Source organism: Nocardia rhizosphaerae, assembly GCF_042650365.1.
GTDB lineage: Bacteria > Actinomycetota > Actinomycetes > Mycobacteriales > Mycobacteriaceae > Nocardia > Nocardia rhizosphaerae.
This window is the reverse complement of record NZ_JBHSBA010000009.1, coordinates 92627-109579: the sequence shown is the minus strand read 5'-3', so window position 1 is coordinate 109579 and position 16953 is coordinate 92627. Positions and strand designations below refer to the sequence as shown.

The window sequence follows — 16953 nt, the reverse complement described above, 5'->3', positions numbered from 1 at the left end:
GCTCACATGGTAATCGAGATCGGTCAGCTGTCCATCCGGACGGTGGCCAGCACCGCACGGTGGTCGGTGCCGGGGAGAGTGAGCGTCCGAACCTGTTGTGCCACTCCACCTGCGACGAGAATGTGGTCGATGCCGAGCACCGGTCCCCAGCGCCGGTCCGCGGGGAAGGTGAGCAGAATCCCGTCACCGGTTTGGTCGGCGGCCGCGGCGAAGGGACCGTCGAGCAGCGCGCGGTAGGCCGAATGATCGCGGGTGGCGTTGAAATCGGCGCCGACGATGGCGGGCGCGGCGGTGGCGGCCAGGATCTCGTCGACGCGGCGCATCTCCGCCGACCACGCCGCGAAGTCGAGATTCGGCGGCATCGGGTGGAAGGCGAACACCGGGATCGGACCGCGCTGCGGGTGCTCCATCGTCGCGGAGATATTGCTCATCACGAAGCCGTCGTATTTCCTCGTGTCCCGCAACGGATATCGGCTGTAGATACCGGTGCCACCGCCGCCGGACCGGGCGGGCTCCAGGTAGGTGTAGGGCAGCAGATCTTCCAGGCCCGCCGCGCGCAGCCGGTCGATCGCGCCGTCGGTCAGTTCCTCTGCGGTGAGCACGTCGACCTCGTTGTCGCGCACGGCGGCGACCACAGCGGCAGGATCGGCCTGACCGAACAGCAGATTCGACTGCAACACCACCACTTCCGGCCCGGCCGCAGCCCTGCTCTCCGGCAGATAGGACGGCGCGACCAGCCACAACACCCCCAGCAGCACCGCCGCCCCCGCCACCGCGCTGCGCCAGCTCCGCGCGAGCACCAGCAGGATCAACCCCACGACCGCGCCGAGCATCAACCACATCGCCCCCGACGCCAGCAGCACCATCGAGCGCTGCGACCACTTCCCCAGATGCAGCACGATCCCGACCACCGCGGTGGCGACCGCACCCCACCCGAGAACGAGCATGGCCCGCCCCATCCACTCACGCATCATGGGCCTCACCCTATGCAGCGAGCCTTGTCGGCTCCTTATGGGCGGCTCGAGAGATCTCTGTGGAAACTACACTGGCTGCACGGAAGGAGGCGGAATGTATCTCGAGCGATTCACGGCCGCGGGTCCGCTCACCGAGGAGGCCGTCGAGGAACTGGCGGCGCTGGCCACCCGCTACACCTGCGCACTCACGCTCACCGTCGCCGAGCGCACCGTGCAGCTGCCGGTGCTGCCGGTCTGCTGGCGCGAACTGCCGATCCGCGCGGGCACCGCCGTCACCGTCGAAGCGGCGCGTGGCCACCGCCACGGCGAGGCACGCGCCGCACTACGTGACTTCGTCGCCACCTTCGGACGGTTGACCTCGCCTCAGAGTGGCAGGCCTGCCTCGATCCAGTTGTAGGCCTGGATCTTGCGGGAGGCCGGGTCGCTGACGACCTGGTTGATGAGGTCGTTGATCTGGTCGGTGGACAGCGGGTAGCCGTAGTGTTCCGCGGCGCCGGCCGATGCCCAGAGCGAGGCGAACAGGCCGGGGCCGCCGAGCAGGTGGGCCAGGGCGGAGGCGACGTCCTCGACCACCTCGATGACGCCGTGCACCAGGGCGATCACGATGTCCTCGTCGCCGGGCACGGCACCGGGCGCCAGCGCACCCGAGTCGACGACGCGGCGGGCCAGCCACTCACGCGGGACCAGCGGGGCCGGGCCGATGGTCTCGCCGAGGTAGTAGCGCCACTCCCCCGGATTGCCCTGGTCGAAGGCGTGGATATAGAAGGTGCGGGTGAGCGCCCACAGCGCGATGTAGCGCAGCGAGACCTGTTCGGGGTCGAGCACCGCGTCGGGACCGTCGGCGCGGTCGCGTTCGAGCAGGTCCCAGGCGAAGCGGAACCAGACCTGTTCGGAGTTGCCGACCCAGGTGGCCGGCAGCCGGTCGGCCAGTACCGCGACGTCGGCGGCAGGACCGTAGAGGCCGGTGTCGCCGGAGATCTCCACGCGCAGATTGTCGACGTAGCCGCGCAGGGCGTCGGCGGAGGTGAATACCGCGTAGCCGAGCTGGGCCAGGCGGGTGAGGTCGGCGTTGCCTGGTTCGAGCACCAGCACCACCGGCATGCCGACACCGGGCTGCAGTCCCTCCGGCCAGAACGCCTCCGCGACAGCGAGTTCGCGTCCGGTGACCGGATCCGATACCTCGCTGTCGAGCAGCGGGAAGCCGAAGCCGTCGGCGACCAGATCGTCGACCAGCGCGTTCACCTGCTCCACCGCCGGGTCACCGAAACTCGCCCCGGCCACCCCGACGGTCAGCAGGGTCGGCCGGTGCAGCTTGCCGGTGCGCAGCTTCTCCAGGAACGCGTCGGCCGCGGTGGACAGCAGCAGCCGCCGCGCGCGCAGGAATTCGCGATAGTTCTCCACCCGCCACAGCGCCGGGTCGGTCGGAATCCACTGCGAGGCAAGCACACCCGGGTGCCGCCGCTCCATCTCGGCGAGGTAGTCGGCTGGTTCACGCTCCCCGAGTTCGGCCTCGGAGCCGGGGCCGAGGAAGCAGAAGTTGGCGATCGCGTTGATCTCGTTGCGCTCGTAGCCCGCAGCACGCAGTGTGGCCTTCGGGAACAGGTAGTGCACCTGCACCGGTGTGCGTTCGCCGACCTGCTCGATACCGAGCTCCGAGCCGGTGCCGAGATCGCGTGACCCGTCGACGCGGGTGAGCAGGTACAGCAGCGGGTAGAACCGTGAGCCCCTGGTCGCACCGCCGAAATCGTCGGCGCACAGGTCGAGCGAGCCGCCGCGCAGCCGTTCCAGCGAGGCGATCAGGCCGTCGATCCCGCCGCGTTCGAGAGTCTCGTAGTCCTGCTGCAGGAAGGTCTCGGTGGACCCGCTGAACCGGCCCCACAGCGCGGAATGGATGTACCAGTACAGGACCCGGTCGCGGTGCAGGTCGTTGTCGAAGCCGCCGCCGTTGACGAACAGCAAGCGGGTGATCACCGGAACGGCGTAGCGCCCCATCAGGACTCGATCGTGGTCGAGACCGAGCCTGCCCGCCACGGTGTCGAGGAAGGTGTCCACCTGGGTCGCGGTCGCGGCCAGCGCCTGCTCGAACTCCGCCGGGGACAGGTCACCGAGCGCGTCGAAGTGGGCGTTGCCGTTGCCGACGGCGATCACATTGCGCAGCAACCAGTCCAGGGTGAAGCTGTAGCCCTCCTTGTCCCAGCGGATCAGATGGTCGCGCAGATTGCCACGGGCCTGCGGCCACTGCGCGCACAGCGTGGCCAGCGCCAGGTCGCCCTTGGACAGTTTGGTGCCGCCGGAGTTGACCCGGTTGAAGATGTCGACCACCTCGTCGACCGTGCGGTCGGAGCCGGTGATGGTCTCGACATTGAACTCACGGTGGGTGATCTCGCGCAGCTTGTTCAACCGGTCGAGGTAGGCCGCCAGCGTGTCCGGCGCGACCTCGGTGAACCGGGGCAGGTAGTGCACCGGGCCCAGCGCGAACAGTTCGGTGACATCGATCCAGGTCGGCGCGATGTCGCGGCCGGGCACCTGGAACTCGAAAACCTCACGGTCGACATCGAAGTGCAGGCCGGTGAAGGCCACCGCGTCGCCCTCGAAGAACGACGGTGCCCGGCCACGGATGATGCCGTAGAGCGTGGTGATGCGCTGCTGACCGTCGAGCAGGAGCTGACGCAGGCCGGTACCGCCGCCCGCGCCGCGGACCGCGATGTCCTCGGACCCGGTCTCCCACACCAGCAGCCCGCCGACCGGGTACCCGAGGTACAGCGACCGCATGAGCCCGCGCACCTGATCCCGGTTCCACACGTATCCACGCTGGAATTCGGGCAGCAGCACCGCGCCGGAGTCGATCTGGTCGAGCAGGGAGGACAGACGTGTCACGGCAGCCTTTCGATCGCGATCCGGTAGCGCAGACGCCCCATCGTTGCACGGATCGTACCGACATACCCCGACGTGCCAGCGGCCGAACAGGACTCACGCTCGCGCCGGGGATCCGCTACTGGCCGGTCACCGCCGCCAGGAAGGCGTCCGAGGCGTAGAACGGGGCCAGGCGGCGCCGGATCGCGGTGTCGAGATAGCCGCGTTCGTCGAGCTTTCCGAGTACCGAAGGGCCGAACCGCAAGGCCTCCTCGATGAGGTCGGCTCGGCCGATGCCCAGCTCGGTGAGCAGCTCGGCCAGCGGGGTGTCACCGTACTTGTCGAAGACGTGATCGATGCCCTCGTCGAGCAGCGCGTGGAAGTAGTCCGTCTCGCGGAAGGTGCGCCAGAACTCGAAGGTGAGCACCACCGCGTCCTCGACATCGTTGGCCGACACCAGGTCACGAAACGAACCGACGGCGTCGCCGGTGTGTTTGCGCCAGGTTTCGCGGGCGGTGTCGAGTAGCACCTCGTCGGCGTCGTCGCGGTTGCCGCGCAATACGAATCGGGCGCCGCTGCGGGTGATCCGGCCGACACTGTTCTCGATCGCGGGCAGCGCGGGTTCGGCCAGCCGGGCCAGCGCGCCGCGCAGCGTCCCCGCCAGACCGCCGCCGTCGTGGTGTCGGCCCTCGTCGACCGCGGCGACCACCGCGCGCTGCACCGCCTCCACACAGGCATCGACGGTCACCGGGCTGGCGAGCACCAGCCGTACCAGCCGGTGGGTGACCTCCATGTCGGCTACCGCGGTGACCAGCTCCTCGAAGCGGCGATCGTCGACGACCGCGCCGACGGCGGTCTCGTCCTGGGCCCGGTGGTGATACAGCCGGGCCGCGATCTCGCCGACGAGTTCGGGGATCGCGCCCTCGACCGGGATCTGCACGGCGTACTTGTGCGCGACGCCCTTGATCTGCTCCCTGGTGACGGCACCTGCCAGGGTCAATTCCGCGGCCTCGGCCAGCAGAGCGTCGACCTCCTCGGTGGCGAGTTCGAGGAATCCGACGGGGTGGAGCAGCTGGTCCTTGGTGAACGCGACGTGTGCGTCGAGTACCCGCAGGGCCAGGTCGTGGTGTCCGGCGTGCGCGTCGTTGGTCTCACCCATCCGCCAAGACTGGCACACCGCGCTTCGCGCGGCGAGTCTGGTCACTCTGACCTGCGAACTCCGCCCAGATCGCCTTTTCCAGATGCCATGTGGGCATTTTGCCAAGGAGTATGGCATACTTGGCTGCTGAGACTGGGCTGATCACAGAGATAGCCATGGCTCATCTACGGAAAAGACTTGTAAAACACATGACTCAAGGCACTGTTAAGTGGTTCAACGGCGAGAAGGGCTTCGGCTTCATCGCCCAAGACGGAGGCGGCCCCGACGTCTTCGTGCATTACTCCGCGATCGGCGGCTCCGGCTTCAAGTCCCTCGACGAGGGACAGCGCGTGGAGTTCGAGGTCGGCCAGGGCCAGAAGGGCCCGCAGGCGCAGGACGTCCGCGCCATCTGATCTTCGCGTGAGGAAAGGCCCCGCACCGCTCGGTGCGGGGCCTTTTCCGTCTCAATCGCCGCCGAACACCCGCTCGACCACCGCTTTGGCGCGGCGGGTGATGCGCATGTAGCTGTCCAGGAATTCACTGCCGTCGTCGGTGGGCCAGCCCGCGACCCGCGCGACCGCGGAAAGCAGCCTGCCCGGACCCGGCAGCTGATCGGTGGGCTTGCCCTTGACCAGGACCAGCGCGTTGCGGGCCGCGGTGGCGGTGATCCACGATTCGCGCAGCAGCGCGACATCCTCCGGCACCAGGATGCCCTCGGCCTCGATCACGTCGAGCGATTCCAGCGTCGAGGTGTTGTGCAGGGCGGGCACGTTGTGCGCGTGGCGCAACTGGAGCAGCTGCACGGTCCATTCGATATCGGCGAGCCCGCCGCGGCCCAGCTTGGTGTGGGTGGCCGGATTGGCGCCGCGCGGCAACCGCTCGGCATCGACCCTGGCCTTGATCCGGCGGATCTCACGGACCGCCTCCGCCGATACCCCGCCCGCCGGATACCGGATCGGATCGATGACGTGCAGGAAGCGCACGCCCAGCTCCTGATCGCCTGCCACCTGATGTGCCCGCAGCAGCGCCTGCACCTCCCAGGGCTGCGCCCACTGCTCGTAGTAGGCCTGATACGCCGCCAGCGTGCGCACCAGGGCGCCGTTGCGGCCCTCGGGGCGCAGGCCCGCGTCGACCTGCAGTGGCGGATCGGTGCTCGGCGCCCCCAACATCCGCTGCACCTTCTCGGCCACCCCGATCGCCCACTTCACCGCGGTCGTCTCGTCCTCGCCGGGCCGGGGATCGCAGACGAACAGCACATCGGCGTCCGAGCCGTAGCCCAGTTCCATCCCGCCGAGCCTGCCCATCCCGATGACCGCCATATCGGCGGGCGCGGGCGCGCCACGCTGGGCCTCCGACGCCCGGATCACCGCGCTGAGCGCGGCCTCGAGCACCGCCACCCACACCGACGACAGCGCGGCGCACACCTGCGGCACCTCCAGCATGCCGAGCAGGTCGGCCGAGGCCACCCGCGCCAGCTCGTGCCTGCGCAGCGATCTGGCGGCGGCGACCGCGCGGGTTGGGTCGTCGTAGCGGGCGGCCGCGGTCTGGATACCACGGGCCACATCGGCCGGTTGCGGGCCGAGCAGTTGCGGGCCGCCGGGACCGTCGGCGTACATACGGATGGTCTCGGGCGCGTTGATCAGCAGATCGGGCAGGTACTCCGAGGAGCCGAGCACGATCATCAGCCGCTGCGCGATCGCGCCCTCGTCGCGCAGTTCGCGCAGGAACCAGATCTGGTCGTCGAGCCCCTCCGAGACCCGGCGGTAGGCGAGCAGGCCCGCATCAGGGTTGGGGGTGTCACCGAGCCATTCGAGCAGCGTCGGCAGCAGTAGCGCCTGGATCCGGCCCTTCCTCGACACGCCACCGGTGAGGGCCTTGAGGTGGCCGAGCGCGTTGGCCGGCGCGGCGTAGCCGAGGGCGGCGAGCTGGCGGACCGCGGCGTCGGGGCTCAGCCGCAGCGCGTCGGAATCCAGCCGGGCGACCGAATCCAGCAGCGGGCGGTAGAACAGCTTCGCGTGGAGCCGCCGCACCCGCACCGAGTTGCGGCGGATCTCGGTCTCCAGCACCCCGACCGCGTCCTGACGGCCGTCGGGACGGACGTTGGCGGCGCGGGCCAGCCAGCGCATCCCCTCCTCGTCGTCGGCGGCGGGCAGCGTGTGGGTGCGCTTGAGCCGCTGTAGCTGCAGCCGGTGCTCGAGCAGGCGCAGGAACTCGTAGGAGGCGGTGAGATTGGCGGCGTCCTCGCGGCCGACGTACCCGCCCGCCGCGAGTGCGGTGAGCGCCTCGACGGTATTGGTGGCGTGCAGCGACTCGTCGACCCGGCCGTGCACCAATTGCAGCAGCTGCACGGCGAATTCGACATCGCGCAGGCTGCCCGCGCCGAGCTTGAGTTCCCGCTCGCGCAGATCGGCGGGGACGAGGTCCTCCACCCGGCGGCGCATGGCCTGCACGTCGGCGACGAAGTCGGGACGCTCGGAGGCGGCCCACACCATCGGCATGAGCGCGTCCCGGTACTGCCGGCCCAGTTCCAGGTCACCGGTCATCGGCCGGTTCTTCAGCAGCGCCTGGAATTCCCAGGTGCGCGCCCAGCGCTTGTAGTAGGCCAGGTGTGAGTCGAGCGTGCGCACCAGCGCGCCCGCCTTGCCTTCTGGCCGCAACGCGGCGTCGACCTCGAAGAAGGCCGAACTCGCCACGCTCATCATCTCCGCCGCCAGCCGGGTGGCGGTGGCATCGGCCGGTTCGGCGACGAACACCACATCGACATCGCTGACGTAGTTCAGTTCCCGCGCACCGCATTTGCCCATCGCGAGCACCGCGAGCCGCACCGGCAGCGGCCCGTTCTTGCACACCCGCGCGACCGCGACCGACAGCGCGGCGGTGAGCGCGGCATCGGCCAGATCCGACAGCTGCCTGCCCACCACCTGATAAGGCGGCACCGGCTCGTTCTCCACGGTGGTGGCCAGATCGACGGCGGCGAGCAGCATCAGCTGATCGCGATACCGGCTGCGCAGCAACGCGATCGCCTCCGGCCCTGCCGACTCGGCCCGGAACACCATCGGACCGGCGTTGGGCCCGGTCTCCGGTCGCGCGTCCACCGCGTCGAGCAGATCGGCGATCACCTCGTCGCGCTCGGGAAGGTGCTTGCGGCGCAGGATCTTCCACGCGGCAGGCGCGGCGACCAGGTGGTCGCCGAACGCGGTCGACGAGCCGAGCAACCCGAACAGCCTGCCGCGCAAGGTGGTATCGGACCGGATCGCCGAATCCAGTTCGGCCCAGTCGTCGGCGAGCGATTCGCGCAGCCGGATCAGCGTCGCCAGCGCCAGATCGGCGTCGGGCGAGCGCGACAGCGCCCAGAGCACGGGCACCCCGTCGACATTGTCCCAGCCGAGCTGGTGCAGGGAATCCGCCGCGGTGGGCTCGAGCAAGCCGAGCCTCCCGACGCCGGGAACAGCGGAGCGGGCAGTCGGTGGCCGGACCATGCCCTAAAAGTACATCCTCGCGGTCACCATCGCGTCACCCTCACAGGCTCAGGTATTCCTCGAGCTCCCACGGCGTGACCTTGCTGCGGTAGTCCGCCCACTCGCGGCGCTTGTTGCGCAGGAAGAAGTCGAACACGTGCTCACCGAGGGTCTCGGCGACCAGCTCGGAACGCTCCATCGCCTGCAGCGCCTCGTCGAGGGTGCCCGGCAGCGAACGGAAGCCCATGGCGCGCCGCTCGGCGTCGGTCAGCGACCACACGTCGTCCTCGGCCTCGGGCGGCAGGTCGTAGCCCTTCTCGATGCCGCGCAGACCGGCGGCGAGCAGCACCGCGAAGGTCAGGTACGGGTTGCAGGCCGAATCGGGGCTGCGGATCTCGACCCGGCGCGAGGACGCCTTGTTCGGCGTGTACATCGGCACCCGGACCAGCGCCGAGCGATTCGACCGGCCCCAGGAGGCCGCGGTCGGCGCTTCGCCGCCGTGGATCAGGCGCTTGTAGGAATTCACCCACTGGTTACTGATCGCGCTGATCTCGGGCGCGTGCTCGAGGATGCCGGCGATGAACGAGCGCGCCGTGGTGGACAGGTTCAGCGGGTCGTCCGGGTCGGCGAAGGCGTTGGATTCGCCCTCGAACAGGCTCATATGGGTGTGCATGGCCGAACCGGGGTACTGCGAGAACGGCTTGGGCATGAACGTCGCGCGCACACCCTCGTCGATCGCGACTTCCTTGATGAGGTAGCGGAAGGTCATCACGTTGTCGGCCATCGACAGCGCGTCTGCGTAGCGCAGGTCGATCTCCTGCTGGCCGGGCGCGCCCTCGTGATGGCTGAACTCCACCGAGATGCCCATCGACTCGAGCGCGTCGATGGCGTGGCGGCGGAAGTTCGGCGCGGAGTCGTGCACGGCCTGGTCGAAGAAGCCGCCGGTGTCGGCGGGGGTCGGCTTGCCGTCCTTCAGCCCGTCCTCCAGCAGGAAGAACTCGATCTCGGGGTGCACATAGCAGCTGAAGCCCACGTCGGCGGCCTTGTTCAGCTGGCGGCGCAGCACGTGCCGCGGGTCGGCCCAGGACGGCGAGCCGTCGGGCATGGTGATGTCGCAGAACATGCGCGCGGAGTGCTGGTGGCCCTTGGAACTGGCCCACGGCAGCACCTGGAAGGTCGACGGGTCGGGCCGGGCGACCATGTCGGCCTCCGATACCCGCGCGAAGCCCTCGATCGCCGAGCCGTCGAAGCCGATGCCCTCCTCGAAGGCGCCCTCCAGCTCCGCGGGCGCGATGGCCACCGACTTGAGGTAGCCGAGCACATCGGTGAACCAGAGCCGTACGAAGCGGATGTCCCGCTCTTCGAGCGTCCGCAGCACGAATTCCTTCTGGCGATCCATACCGGCGAGCGTAAGCACCCGGCGTTAAATCCGTGTTACATACGCGATCGGGTTTGCGATCTTGTCACCACTTCCGCACATCTCACCAGCGTGGATGGGAGGTCGTGAGCGAGCGAACCACCAGCACAGCGCGCCGGAACGACGACGCAAGAGCAGCCGGGGGAGCGCGAGCGATCGCGTCAGCAGGTGAGGCCGGGTTCGGGCGCGGCGAGCTCGACCAGGTAGTCGATCACCGCCGCGTCCAGGCACTGATCGCCCGCGACCAGCGCGGCGGTGTGCCGGTTGCCGCGGAAGGTGATCAGCGCGGCGCCCAGCTGATCGGCCAGATCCACGCCTGCCTGGTACGGCGTCGCCGGGTCCTCGGTGGTGGACACGACGACCGTGGTCGGCAGCCCCGGCGCCGACACCCGGTGCGGGGTGCTCGTATTGGGCACCGGCCACGCGGCGCACAGTTCCAGCGGGGCGGCGCCGGTCCCCCTGCCGTCGTCGAGGAACGGCGCGGCCCTGCGGTACTCGGTGTCCTGGCGGCCGACGATCGCCCGATCGGTGATGCGCGGATCGTCCACGCAGCGGATGGCGTTGAAGGCGTCCTGGATGTTGGCGTAGCTGCCGTCGGCGCGGCGGCCGTCGTACATGTCGGCCAGTCCGAGCAGGGTGTCGCCGTTGCCCGCGCGCAGTTCGGTCAGGCCCTGGGTGAGCACGTCCCACAGGTCGTCGGTGTAGAGGGCTTGCTGGACGCCGGTGATGGCGTCGCCGTAGCTGAGGCCACGCGGATCGGCGGTCGCGGCGGGCGCGCCCGCCAGCGGCGAGACGAGCGCGCGGAACCGGGCGACGGCCTCGGCCGGATCGGTGCCGAGCGGACAGTCCGGGCTGTTCGCGCAGTCGGCGGCGTAGGCGTCGAACACGCCCTGGAATCCGGCGGCCTGGCGCAGCGATTCCTGCACCGGATCCTGCGCGGAGTCCACCGCGCCGTCGAGCACGAGGGCACGCACATTGCCCGGGTACTTCTCGGCGTAGGCCGAGCCGAGCCGGGTGCCGTAGGAGTAGCCGAGGTAGGTCAGCTTCTCGTCGCCGAGGGCCGCGCGCAGCACGTCCATGTCCTGCACGACCTCGCGGGTGCCGACATGGGCGAGCAGGTCGACACCGCTGCGGTCGGCGCACCGGCGCGCGTACTCGTGGTTGTCGGCCTCGGCGGCGGCGATACCCTCCGGGGTGTTTTCCAGCGGCGGTTCGGCCCGTTCGGCATCGGCCTGCTCGGGGGTAAGGCAGACGATCGCGGGCACCGAGGAGCCGACCCCGCGCGGATCGAAACCCACCCGGTCGAACCGCTGTGCCAGCGCGGTGCCGTGGCCGACGGCCACCGTCGACAGCCCGGAGACACCGGGACCGCCTGGATTCAGCAGCAGCGAGCCGATCTTGTCCCCGGTAGCAGGCAGCCGCGACAGCGCGAGCCGGGCAGTCGGCCCGTCCGGCCGCGCGTAATCGATCGGCACGGTGACCATGGCGCATTCGGTCCGCGGCGGCAGCCGATCCTCCGGGCCGCCGAAGTCGGCGCACGATCCCCACTCGATCCGCTGCTCGTAGAACCGCTCCAGCCCGGCGGGCGCGGGCGGCCAGGTCGCGGGCGTGCTGCTGTTCTCGGTGCCGCTACAGCCGGAGACGAGCAGAGCGCAGAGCGCCACGAAGGCACCGACCAGCCGGCCTCGCTGCACAGTGGGCCACCTTTCCGCGCCACCCGGCGCACAACACGATGCGCCCGAATCCACACGACTGGGCTCGCTTCACGGTAGCCGAACCGCCCGTGTGACCGATCACACCCGCGCACGCCCTTAAACCGGCTCGGTGCCGGGTGGCACACTGGATGCGTCAGAAAAGCCCGGGGACCCGCGCAGGGCCTCGAGGAACCCGACGAAAGGGACGATGATGTCCGTATCTGCTGAGCAGAACCCTGTCTACGGTGCCGCTCCCGCCGAAACCAAGCCCCGTCGCAAGACCCGCGTCCAGCATCTGCAGCAGATGAAGGCCGAGGGCGAGCGCTGGTCGATGCTGACGGCCTACGACTACTCCTCCGCGCGCCTGTTCGAAGAGGCGGGTATTCCGGTCCTGCTGGTCGGCGATTCCGCCGCCAATGTGGTGTACGGCTACGACACCACCGTGCCGATCACCGTCGACGAGCTCATCCCGCTGGTGCGCGGTGTCGTCCGTGGCGCTCCGCACGCGCTGGTCGTCGCCGACCTGCCGTTCGGCACCTACGAGTCCTCGCCGCAGCAGGCGCTGGCCACCGCCACCCGTTTCATGAAGGAGGGCGGCGCGCACGCGGTGAAGCTGGAGGGCGGCGAGCGTGTGGCCGAGCAGATCGCGCTCATCACCGCGGCGGGCATTCCGGTGATGGCGCACATCGGGTTCACCCCGCAGAGCGTGAACACTCTCGGCGGCTTCCGGGTGCAGGGTCGCGGCGACGGCGCCGAACAGCTCATCGCCGACGCCATCGCGGTGCAGGAGGCCGGCGCGTTCTCCGTCGTCATGGAGATGGTCCCGGCCGAGCTGGCCGGTCAGGTGACCCACAAGCTCACCATCCCGACCGTCGGTATCGGCGCGGGCGCCGACTGCGACGCCCAGGTACTGGTCTGGCAGGACATGGCCGGCTACACCAGCAGCAAGACCGCGAAGTTCGTCAAGCGCTTCGGCAATGTCGGCGACGAGCTGCGCTCGGCCGCCGCCGCTTACGCCGACGAGGTCCGCCGCGGCACCTTCCCCGGTCCCGAGCACAGCTTCTGAGTTCGGCCGCACTCCGGCCTGCGGGCCGGAGTGCGCTCGGTGGGTTCGCGCGGCGGCGGGTGGCAGACTCGGTGACGACACCGTCGACACGAGTAGAGGTTTCGATGCCGCACCGCCGTTGGAAGATCCGCCCGCTGCTGGCGACCGTGAGCGTGCTCGCCGTCGCCGGCCTGACCGGTTGTGCCAGCGTGGACACCTCGCCGTCCGGGAGTGCCGAGAGCTCGACGCCGACGGGCAGTACCGCGCCGTCGACGACCACCTCGCGGGCGAACGGCGCGGCGGGCGATCCGGCGGTCGATGACGCGCAGGCCGCCCAGCTGTGCGACATGTTCCGGCCCGAGCTGTCCAACTTCCGGGTGCAGGGCCCGACGCTGGGCAGGCTGTCACTGAACGCGATGGTGCTCGACTGGGTGCTGCGCAATCCCGAACTGCAGGCACAGGTGGTGGCCGACAAGACCATCGTCGACCGGGTCACCGAGAGCGCGTGCCCGGACGTACGCGCCGAGGTGCTCACCGCACTCGAACTCCCTGATCTCGCCTCGGGTCTGGTGCTGTGATGCGCGGACCGTACCCGGAGATCGAGCCGTACGACTACGGACTGCTCGGCGTCGGCGACGGCCAGTCGGTGTATTGGGAGGTCAGCGGCAACCCCGACGGCAAGCCCGTGGTGTTCGTGCACGGCGGCCCCGGCGGCGGCACCAGCCCGCTGCAGCGGCGGTTCTTCGACCCGGCGGTGTACCGGATCGTGCTGTTCGATCAGCGCGGCTGCGGACAGTCGGTGCCGCATATCGCCGACGGCGCGAGCCTCGAGCTCAACACCACCGCGCATCTCGTCGCCGATATGGAGCTGTTGCGCGAGCATCTCGGGATCGACCGCTGGCAGGTGTTCGGCGGGTCATGGGGTTCCACCCTCGGTCTCGCCTACGCCCAGGCTCACCCCGAGCGCGTCACCGAATTGGTGCTGCGCGGGATCTTCCTGCTGCGGCGCGCGGAGATCGACTGGTACTACAACGGCGCGGCGGGCAACGTGTACCCCGACGAGTGGGCGAAGTTCCTGGCGCCGGTGCCCGCGGCAGAACGCGACGACGACCTGGTCGAGGTATATCACCGGCTGCTGCACTCCCCCGACCCGCGGGTCGCGCTCGACGCGGCGGTGGCCTGGTCGACCTGGGAGGGGGCCACGAGTTCGCTGCTGCCGCAACCGGAACGGGTCGCCGAGACCGGCCAGGCGCGGTTCGCGCTGGCCTTCGCCCGGATCGAAAACCACTATTTCCGGCACGGCGGATTTCTCGACGAGGGACAGTTGCTGCGTGACATCGATCGGATCGCCCACATCCCCGGCGTGATCGTGCAGGGCCGCCACGACATCGTGTGTCCCGCGGTGAGCGCCTGGGACCTGCACAACGCCTGGCCCGCCTCGACCCTGCACATCGTGGAGGACGCCGGGCACACCGCCCACGAGCCGGGCATCACCCATCAGCTGGTCGAGGCGACCGATCGGTTCGGAAAGCGAGGGTGAGGTCATGAAGGCGGGCAAAGCCGTCACCGCGGCACTCGGAGCGGATATCGACCGGCTGCTTGCCGCCGAACCCGACGTGCGTGCCGACATCTACGACTCGGTCCACCAGATGCGGGTGGCCACCCGCAGGTTGCGCAGCGTGCTGCGCTCCTACCGCGCGGTGTTCGACACCGAGCGGGCCGCGGCCACCGTGACCGAACTGAAGTGGCTGGCCGACCTGCTCGGGGTGGCGCGCGACGCGGAGGTGCGCGCCGAACGCTTCACCGACCTGCTGGCCGCGCACGACAACGTTCCCGACGAGGTGACCGCCGCGTTGGTCGGCGCCTCGCGGGACGCCTATACCGCCGCGCACGAGACGGTCCTCACCGAACTCGACGGCCTGCGCTATCGCCACCTGGCCGAGACCCTGGACCGCTGGCGCACCGATCCCCCGCTGGACCCCGCGCTCGGGCGAGAGAAGGCGCGTCCGGTGTTCGAGCACGTACTCGGCCGCGACCGCAAGCGGCTGCGCAAGCTCGTCTTCGCCGAACCGTCGGCGGCACCGGCCGACCGGGTCGAACTGCTGCACGATATCCGCAAGGCCGCCAAGCGGTTACGGTACTCCTGTGAGGCCGCCGGTGATGTCCTCGGCGCCGCGGCCACCGAACTCGGGGCAGACGCCAAGCGCCTGCAGACCGTCCTCGGCGACCACCGCGACGCCGTCGAGTCCCGCGAGGCCATCCTCGCCGCCGCGGCGTCGGCGCCGGGTGCGACCGCCACGCTCTACGAACTGCTCGCCGACACCGAGGAGGCGGCCGCGGGCACGGCGATCGCCCGCTACCCCGCCGCCGCCAGCTTCATCTCCTCGGCCGACTGACAACGACCAACTCGCCGCCCGAAAGGTTACGGCCGCCGTTGCGGCGTCGGCCAGGTCGGCCGGATCGGCGGTTCCGAAGCCGTCGGTGTCTCCCACGGCGTCCCGTGTTCCGGATCGATCAGCTTCCGGCGTAAGCGAATTCGATGGTGCGGGTGGCGCTGTCTGCGGTGACCAAGCGGACCGGGACGTGGGCGCCCTCCGGTGGTCTGCCCGCGCAGCGGGCCAGCACGGGCGGGTCGGCGACGAAGATCTCGGCGTCGCGGGAGCCGTTGGCCTCACGCAACACCATGGCGGCGAACTCGGTGCCGACGCGCGGGGCGAGCACGGTGGCCTCGGTGAGGTCGATGCAGGCGCGGTCGACCTTGCTCGCGACAGCGTCGGTGCGGCGCAGGGTGCCCGCGGCGGCGGCGATGCCGTCGACCGCCCAATCGGGAACCTCGGTACCCGCGCAGTGGGCCAGGCAGACCTCGGTGGCGAAACGGTCCGCGAGACGGCGCAGCGGTGCGGTGACGTGCGCGTAAGGCGCGCCGATCCCGCTGTGCGCCAGCTGGTCTTCGGTCAGCTGGTCGAGCTCGGCGAGCACGGTGTATCCGGCGCCGCGCAGCAGACTGGTCGCCTCCGACATGAGCACCAGCCCGGCCGGGGTGTTGGCATCGAGGCCGGCCAGCATCCGGCCCACCGGCAGGTCGGCGGGCCAGTCGACGCCCAGCGCGGCGGCGGTGCGGCGCATCGAGGCGATCGCGGAATCCGGCGGCGGTGGCATGGTGCGCAGCAGGCCGACCGGGGCACCCTGGTGTTCGAGCATGATCCGGGCCGCGCACATGCCGGTGAGCAGTGACACCTGCTCGTTCCAGTCGTCGGCGGCGGTGCGCGGCTCCAGCTCGAGACGCCAGTTGTCGCCGTGGCGCACCACGTCCTGCGACGGTAGCCGCAGCGAGATCGCGCCGCGTGCCAGCCCGGCTTCGATGCGCAGGCGGCCGAACTCCGGCAGCGCGGTGAGGGCGGGGTGCAAGGTGCCCGCGTCGGCGGCGGCCTGCACCTGCGCGTAGTCGAAACGCTCACGGGAGCGCACCAGTGCGCGCGTCACCGAGAACGACTGCGGCACAGCGGCTTCGTCGAGTTCGATGGTCCACAGGGCGGCGGGCCGGTCGACACCGGGCAGCAGGCTCGCGGCATCCTCGGACAGCACGGGCGGGTGCAGTGGCACGGTGCCGTCGGGGAGGTAGAAGGTCTGGCCGCGGGTCTCGGATTCGCGGGCGAGCGCACTGCCGGGCACGATCACGGCGCCGAGATCGGCGATGGCGTAATGCAGGGTGAACCCGGTCGGGGTGCGTTCCAGATGCAGCGCCTGGTCCAGATCCATGGCGCCGGGTGGGTCGATGGTGACGAACTCGATCTCGGTCCGGTCGACCCTGCTGCCCGCGAACGCGTCGACCGCGGCACGGGCATTCGAGACGGCCTCGGCCGGATAGTCCGAGGCCAGCCCGAATTCGGAACGGATGGCGCCGAAGTCGACCGGCGCCGAGACGATCCGCTGATGGAGTTCCATCCTGGCAGGGTAGCGAGTTCCTACTGCAGCGCCAGCATGGTGCCGTTGAGCTGATCGAGCGGACCGTACACCGTGAAGGTGACCCGGCCGCCCGGGACCGTCGAGGACACGGCCGCTGCCGCGTCGAGCGCCTGGCCGAACGAGGCCGCCGACGGATGCGGCAGGCCTGCGACGGTCAAGCCGAACCGCGTCTGGTGTACCCACGCGGTATCGGCCGGGCTGAGATCGACCTGAACCCCACCCGAGAGCGGGGTCACCGCGACCGCGCTCGCCGATCCGGCACCGAGCGAGGTGAGCACGGCGGCGGCTCCGGCGATCAGCGCACCGGCGACAATGGAACGAACTACCCGCATGTAAATGTGACCTGCTTCCGGGATCGAATGTGTAGTGCCCGCGACCGGCGGCCGCGGGCCCTTCCGACGGCGAACA

At 70.1% G+C, this 16953-nt stretch carries 14 protein-coding genes; 6 read left to right on the top strand and 8 right to left on the bottom strand.

The window, feature by feature from the left end:
• Positions 1-23: 23 nt before the first annotated feature.
• The gene (locus ACFOW8_RS19390) at positions 24-974 is read right to left on the bottom strand and encodes an endonuclease/exonuclease/phosphatase family protein (protein WP_378552255.1); all 951 of its coding nucleotides are present in this window, start codon (positions 972-974) and stop codon (positions 24-26) included.
• A gap of 94 nt (positions 975-1068) precedes the next feature.
• Here ACFOW8_RS19390 and ACFOW8_RS19385 point away from each other — a divergent pair, with 94 nt between their 5' ends.
• Positions 1069-1371, top strand: coding sequence for a hypothetical protein (locus ACFOW8_RS19385; protein ID WP_378552254.1), 303 nt, complete (start codon positions 1069-1071; stop codon positions 1369-1371).
• Here the strand turns inward: ACFOW8_RS19385 and ACFOW8_RS19380 are convergent.
• Both ACFOW8_RS19380 and ACFOW8_RS19375 read right to left on the bottom strand, forming a co-directional pair.
• Complete coding sequence (locus ACFOW8_RS19380) at positions 1338-3851, bottom strand: GmrSD restriction endonuclease domain-containing protein (protein ID WP_378552253.1); 2514 nt, start codon at positions 3849-3851, stop codon at positions 1338-1340. The two genes, ACFOW8_RS19385 and ACFOW8_RS19380, sit on opposite strands and share 34 nt — an antisense overlap.
• Positions 3852-3966: 115 nt before the next feature.
• Positions 3967-4986 (bottom strand): hypothetical protein, encoded by a 1020-nt coding sequence (locus ACFOW8_RS19375; RefSeq protein ID WP_378552251.1) that lies wholly within the window; start codon positions 4984-4986, stop codon positions 3967-3969.
• A 188-nt stretch (positions 4987-5174) separates the two neighbouring features.
• On the opposite strand from ACFOW8_RS19375, the gene ACFOW8_RS19370 reads away from it, so the two are divergent.
• Entirely contained in the window at positions 5175-5378 is a 204-nt protein-coding gene (locus tag ACFOW8_RS19370) for a cold-shock protein (protein WP_278262620.1), read from the top strand.
• Between the two features lie 51 nt (positions 5379-5429).
• On the opposite strand, the gene ACFOW8_RS19365 is transcribed toward ACFOW8_RS19370, so the two are convergent.
• From ACFOW8_RS19365 to ACFOW8_RS19355, 3 genes are all read right to left on the bottom strand, one after another.
• On the bottom strand, positions 5430-8444 hold the full coding sequence (locus ACFOW8_RS19365) for a bifunctional [glutamine synthetase] adenylyltransferase/[glutamine synthetase]-adenylyl-L-tyrosine phosphorylase (RefSeq protein ID WP_378552250.1): 3015 nt from the start codon (positions 8442-8444) through the stop codon (positions 5430-5432).
• 40 nt (positions 8445-8484) lie between these two features.
• The gene (glnA, locus tag ACFOW8_RS19360; RefSeq protein ID WP_378552248.1) at positions 8485-9822 is read right to left on the bottom strand and encodes a type I glutamate--ammonia ligase; all 1338 of its coding nucleotides are present in this window, start codon (positions 9820-9822) and stop codon (positions 8485-8487) included.
• 179 nt (positions 9823-10001) lie between these two features.
• On the bottom strand, positions 10002-11534 hold the full coding sequence (locus tag ACFOW8_RS19355) for an alpha/beta hydrolase (RefSeq protein WP_378552247.1): 1533 nt from the start codon (positions 11532-11534) through the stop codon (positions 10002-10004).
• Positions 11535-11742: 208 nt separating this feature from the next.
• Between ACFOW8_RS19355 and panB the strand changes: the two genes are divergently transcribed.
• From panB to ACFOW8_RS19335, 4 genes are all read left to right on the top strand, one after another.
• The gene (gene panB, locus ACFOW8_RS19350) at positions 11743-12600 is read left to right on the top strand and encodes a 3-methyl-2-oxobutanoate hydroxymethyltransferase (RefSeq protein WP_378552246.1); all 858 of its coding nucleotides are present in this window, start codon (positions 11743-11745) and stop codon (positions 12598-12600) included.
• A 104-nt stretch (positions 12601-12704) separates the two neighbouring features.
• Positions 12705-13157 carry a hypothetical protein gene (locus ACFOW8_RS19345; RefSeq protein WP_378552245.1) on the top strand — a complete coding sequence of 151 codons (453 nt, stop codon included), beginning with the start codon at positions 12705-12707 and terminating at the stop codon, positions 13155-13157.
• A complete protein-coding gene (gene pip / locus ACFOW8_RS19340; protein WP_378552244.1) occupies positions 13157-14119 on the top strand; it encodes a prolyl aminopeptidase in 963 nt (320 codons plus the stop codon). Before ACFOW8_RS19345 ends, pip begins: the two co-directional genes overlap by 1 nt.
• Before the next feature lie 4 nt (positions 14120-14123).
• On the top strand, positions 14124-14975 hold the full coding sequence (locus ACFOW8_RS19335; RefSeq protein WP_378552243.1) for a CHAD domain-containing protein: 852 nt from the start codon (positions 14124-14126) through the stop codon (positions 14973-14975).
• 118 nt (positions 14976-15093) lie between these two features.
• On the opposite strand, the gene ACFOW8_RS19330 is transcribed toward ACFOW8_RS19335, so the two are convergent.
• Both ACFOW8_RS19330 and ACFOW8_RS19325 read right to left on the bottom strand, forming a co-directional pair.
• On the bottom strand, positions 15094-16524 hold the full coding sequence (locus ACFOW8_RS19330; protein ID WP_378552242.1) for an RNB domain-containing ribonuclease: 1431 nt from the start codon (positions 16522-16524) through the stop codon (positions 15094-15096).
• Between the two features lie 20 nt (positions 16525-16544).
• Positions 16545-16877: a hypothetical protein gene (locus ACFOW8_RS19325; protein ID WP_378552241.1), complete on the bottom strand. Its 333-nt coding sequence runs from the start codon at positions 16875-16877 to the stop codon at positions 16545-16547.
• Positions 16878-16953: the final 76 nt, after the last annotated feature.

Excerpts from the sequence above, each read along its gene's own strand:
- pip (WP_378552244.1), top strand. The coding sequence starts at position 13,157 with ATGCGCGGACCGTACCCGGAGATCGAGCCGTACGACTACGGACTGCTC.
- ACFOW8_RS19390 (WP_378552255.1), bottom strand. The coding sequence starts at position 974 with ATGATGCGTGAGTGGATGGGGCGGGCCATGCTCGTTCTCGGGTGGGGT.
- ACFOW8_RS19330 (WP_378552242.1), bottom strand. The coding sequence starts at position 16,524 with ATGGAACTCCATCAGCGGATCGTCTCGGCGCCGGTCGACTTCGGCGCC.
- ACFOW8_RS19385 (WP_378552254.1), top strand. The coding sequence starts at position 1,069 with ATGTATCTCGAGCGATTCACGGCCGCGGGTCCGCTCACCGAGGAGGCC.
- ACFOW8_RS19365 (WP_378552250.1), bottom strand. The coding sequence starts at position 8,444 with ATGGTCCGGCCACCGACTGCCCGCTCCGCTGTTCCCGGCGTCGGGAGG.
- ACFOW8_RS19370 (WP_278262620.1), top strand. The coding sequence starts at position 5,175 with ATGACTCAAGGCACTGTTAAGTGGTTCAACGGCGAGAAGGGCTTCGGC.
- ACFOW8_RS19335 (WP_378552243.1), top strand. The coding sequence starts at position 14,124 with ATGAAGGCGGGCAAAGCCGTCACCGCGGCACTCGGAGCGGATATCGAC.
- glnA (WP_378552248.1), bottom strand. The coding sequence starts at position 9,822 with ATGGATCGCCAGAAGGAATTCGTGCTGCGGACGCTCGAAGAGCGGGAC.
- ACFOW8_RS19325 (WP_378552241.1), bottom strand. The coding sequence starts at position 16,877 with ATGCGGGTAGTTCGTTCCATTGTCGCCGGTGCGCTGATCGCCGGAGCC.
- ACFOW8_RS19375 (WP_378552251.1), bottom strand. The coding sequence starts at position 4,986 with ATGGGTGAGACCAACGACGCGCACGCCGGACACCACGACCTGGCCCTG.
- panB (WP_378552246.1), top strand. The coding sequence starts at position 11,743 with ATGATGTCCGTATCTGCTGAGCAGAACCCTGTCTACGGTGCCGCTCCC.
- ACFOW8_RS19345 (WP_378552245.1), top strand. The coding sequence starts at position 12,705 with ATGCCGCACCGCCGTTGGAAGATCCGCCCGCTGCTGGCGACCGTGAGC.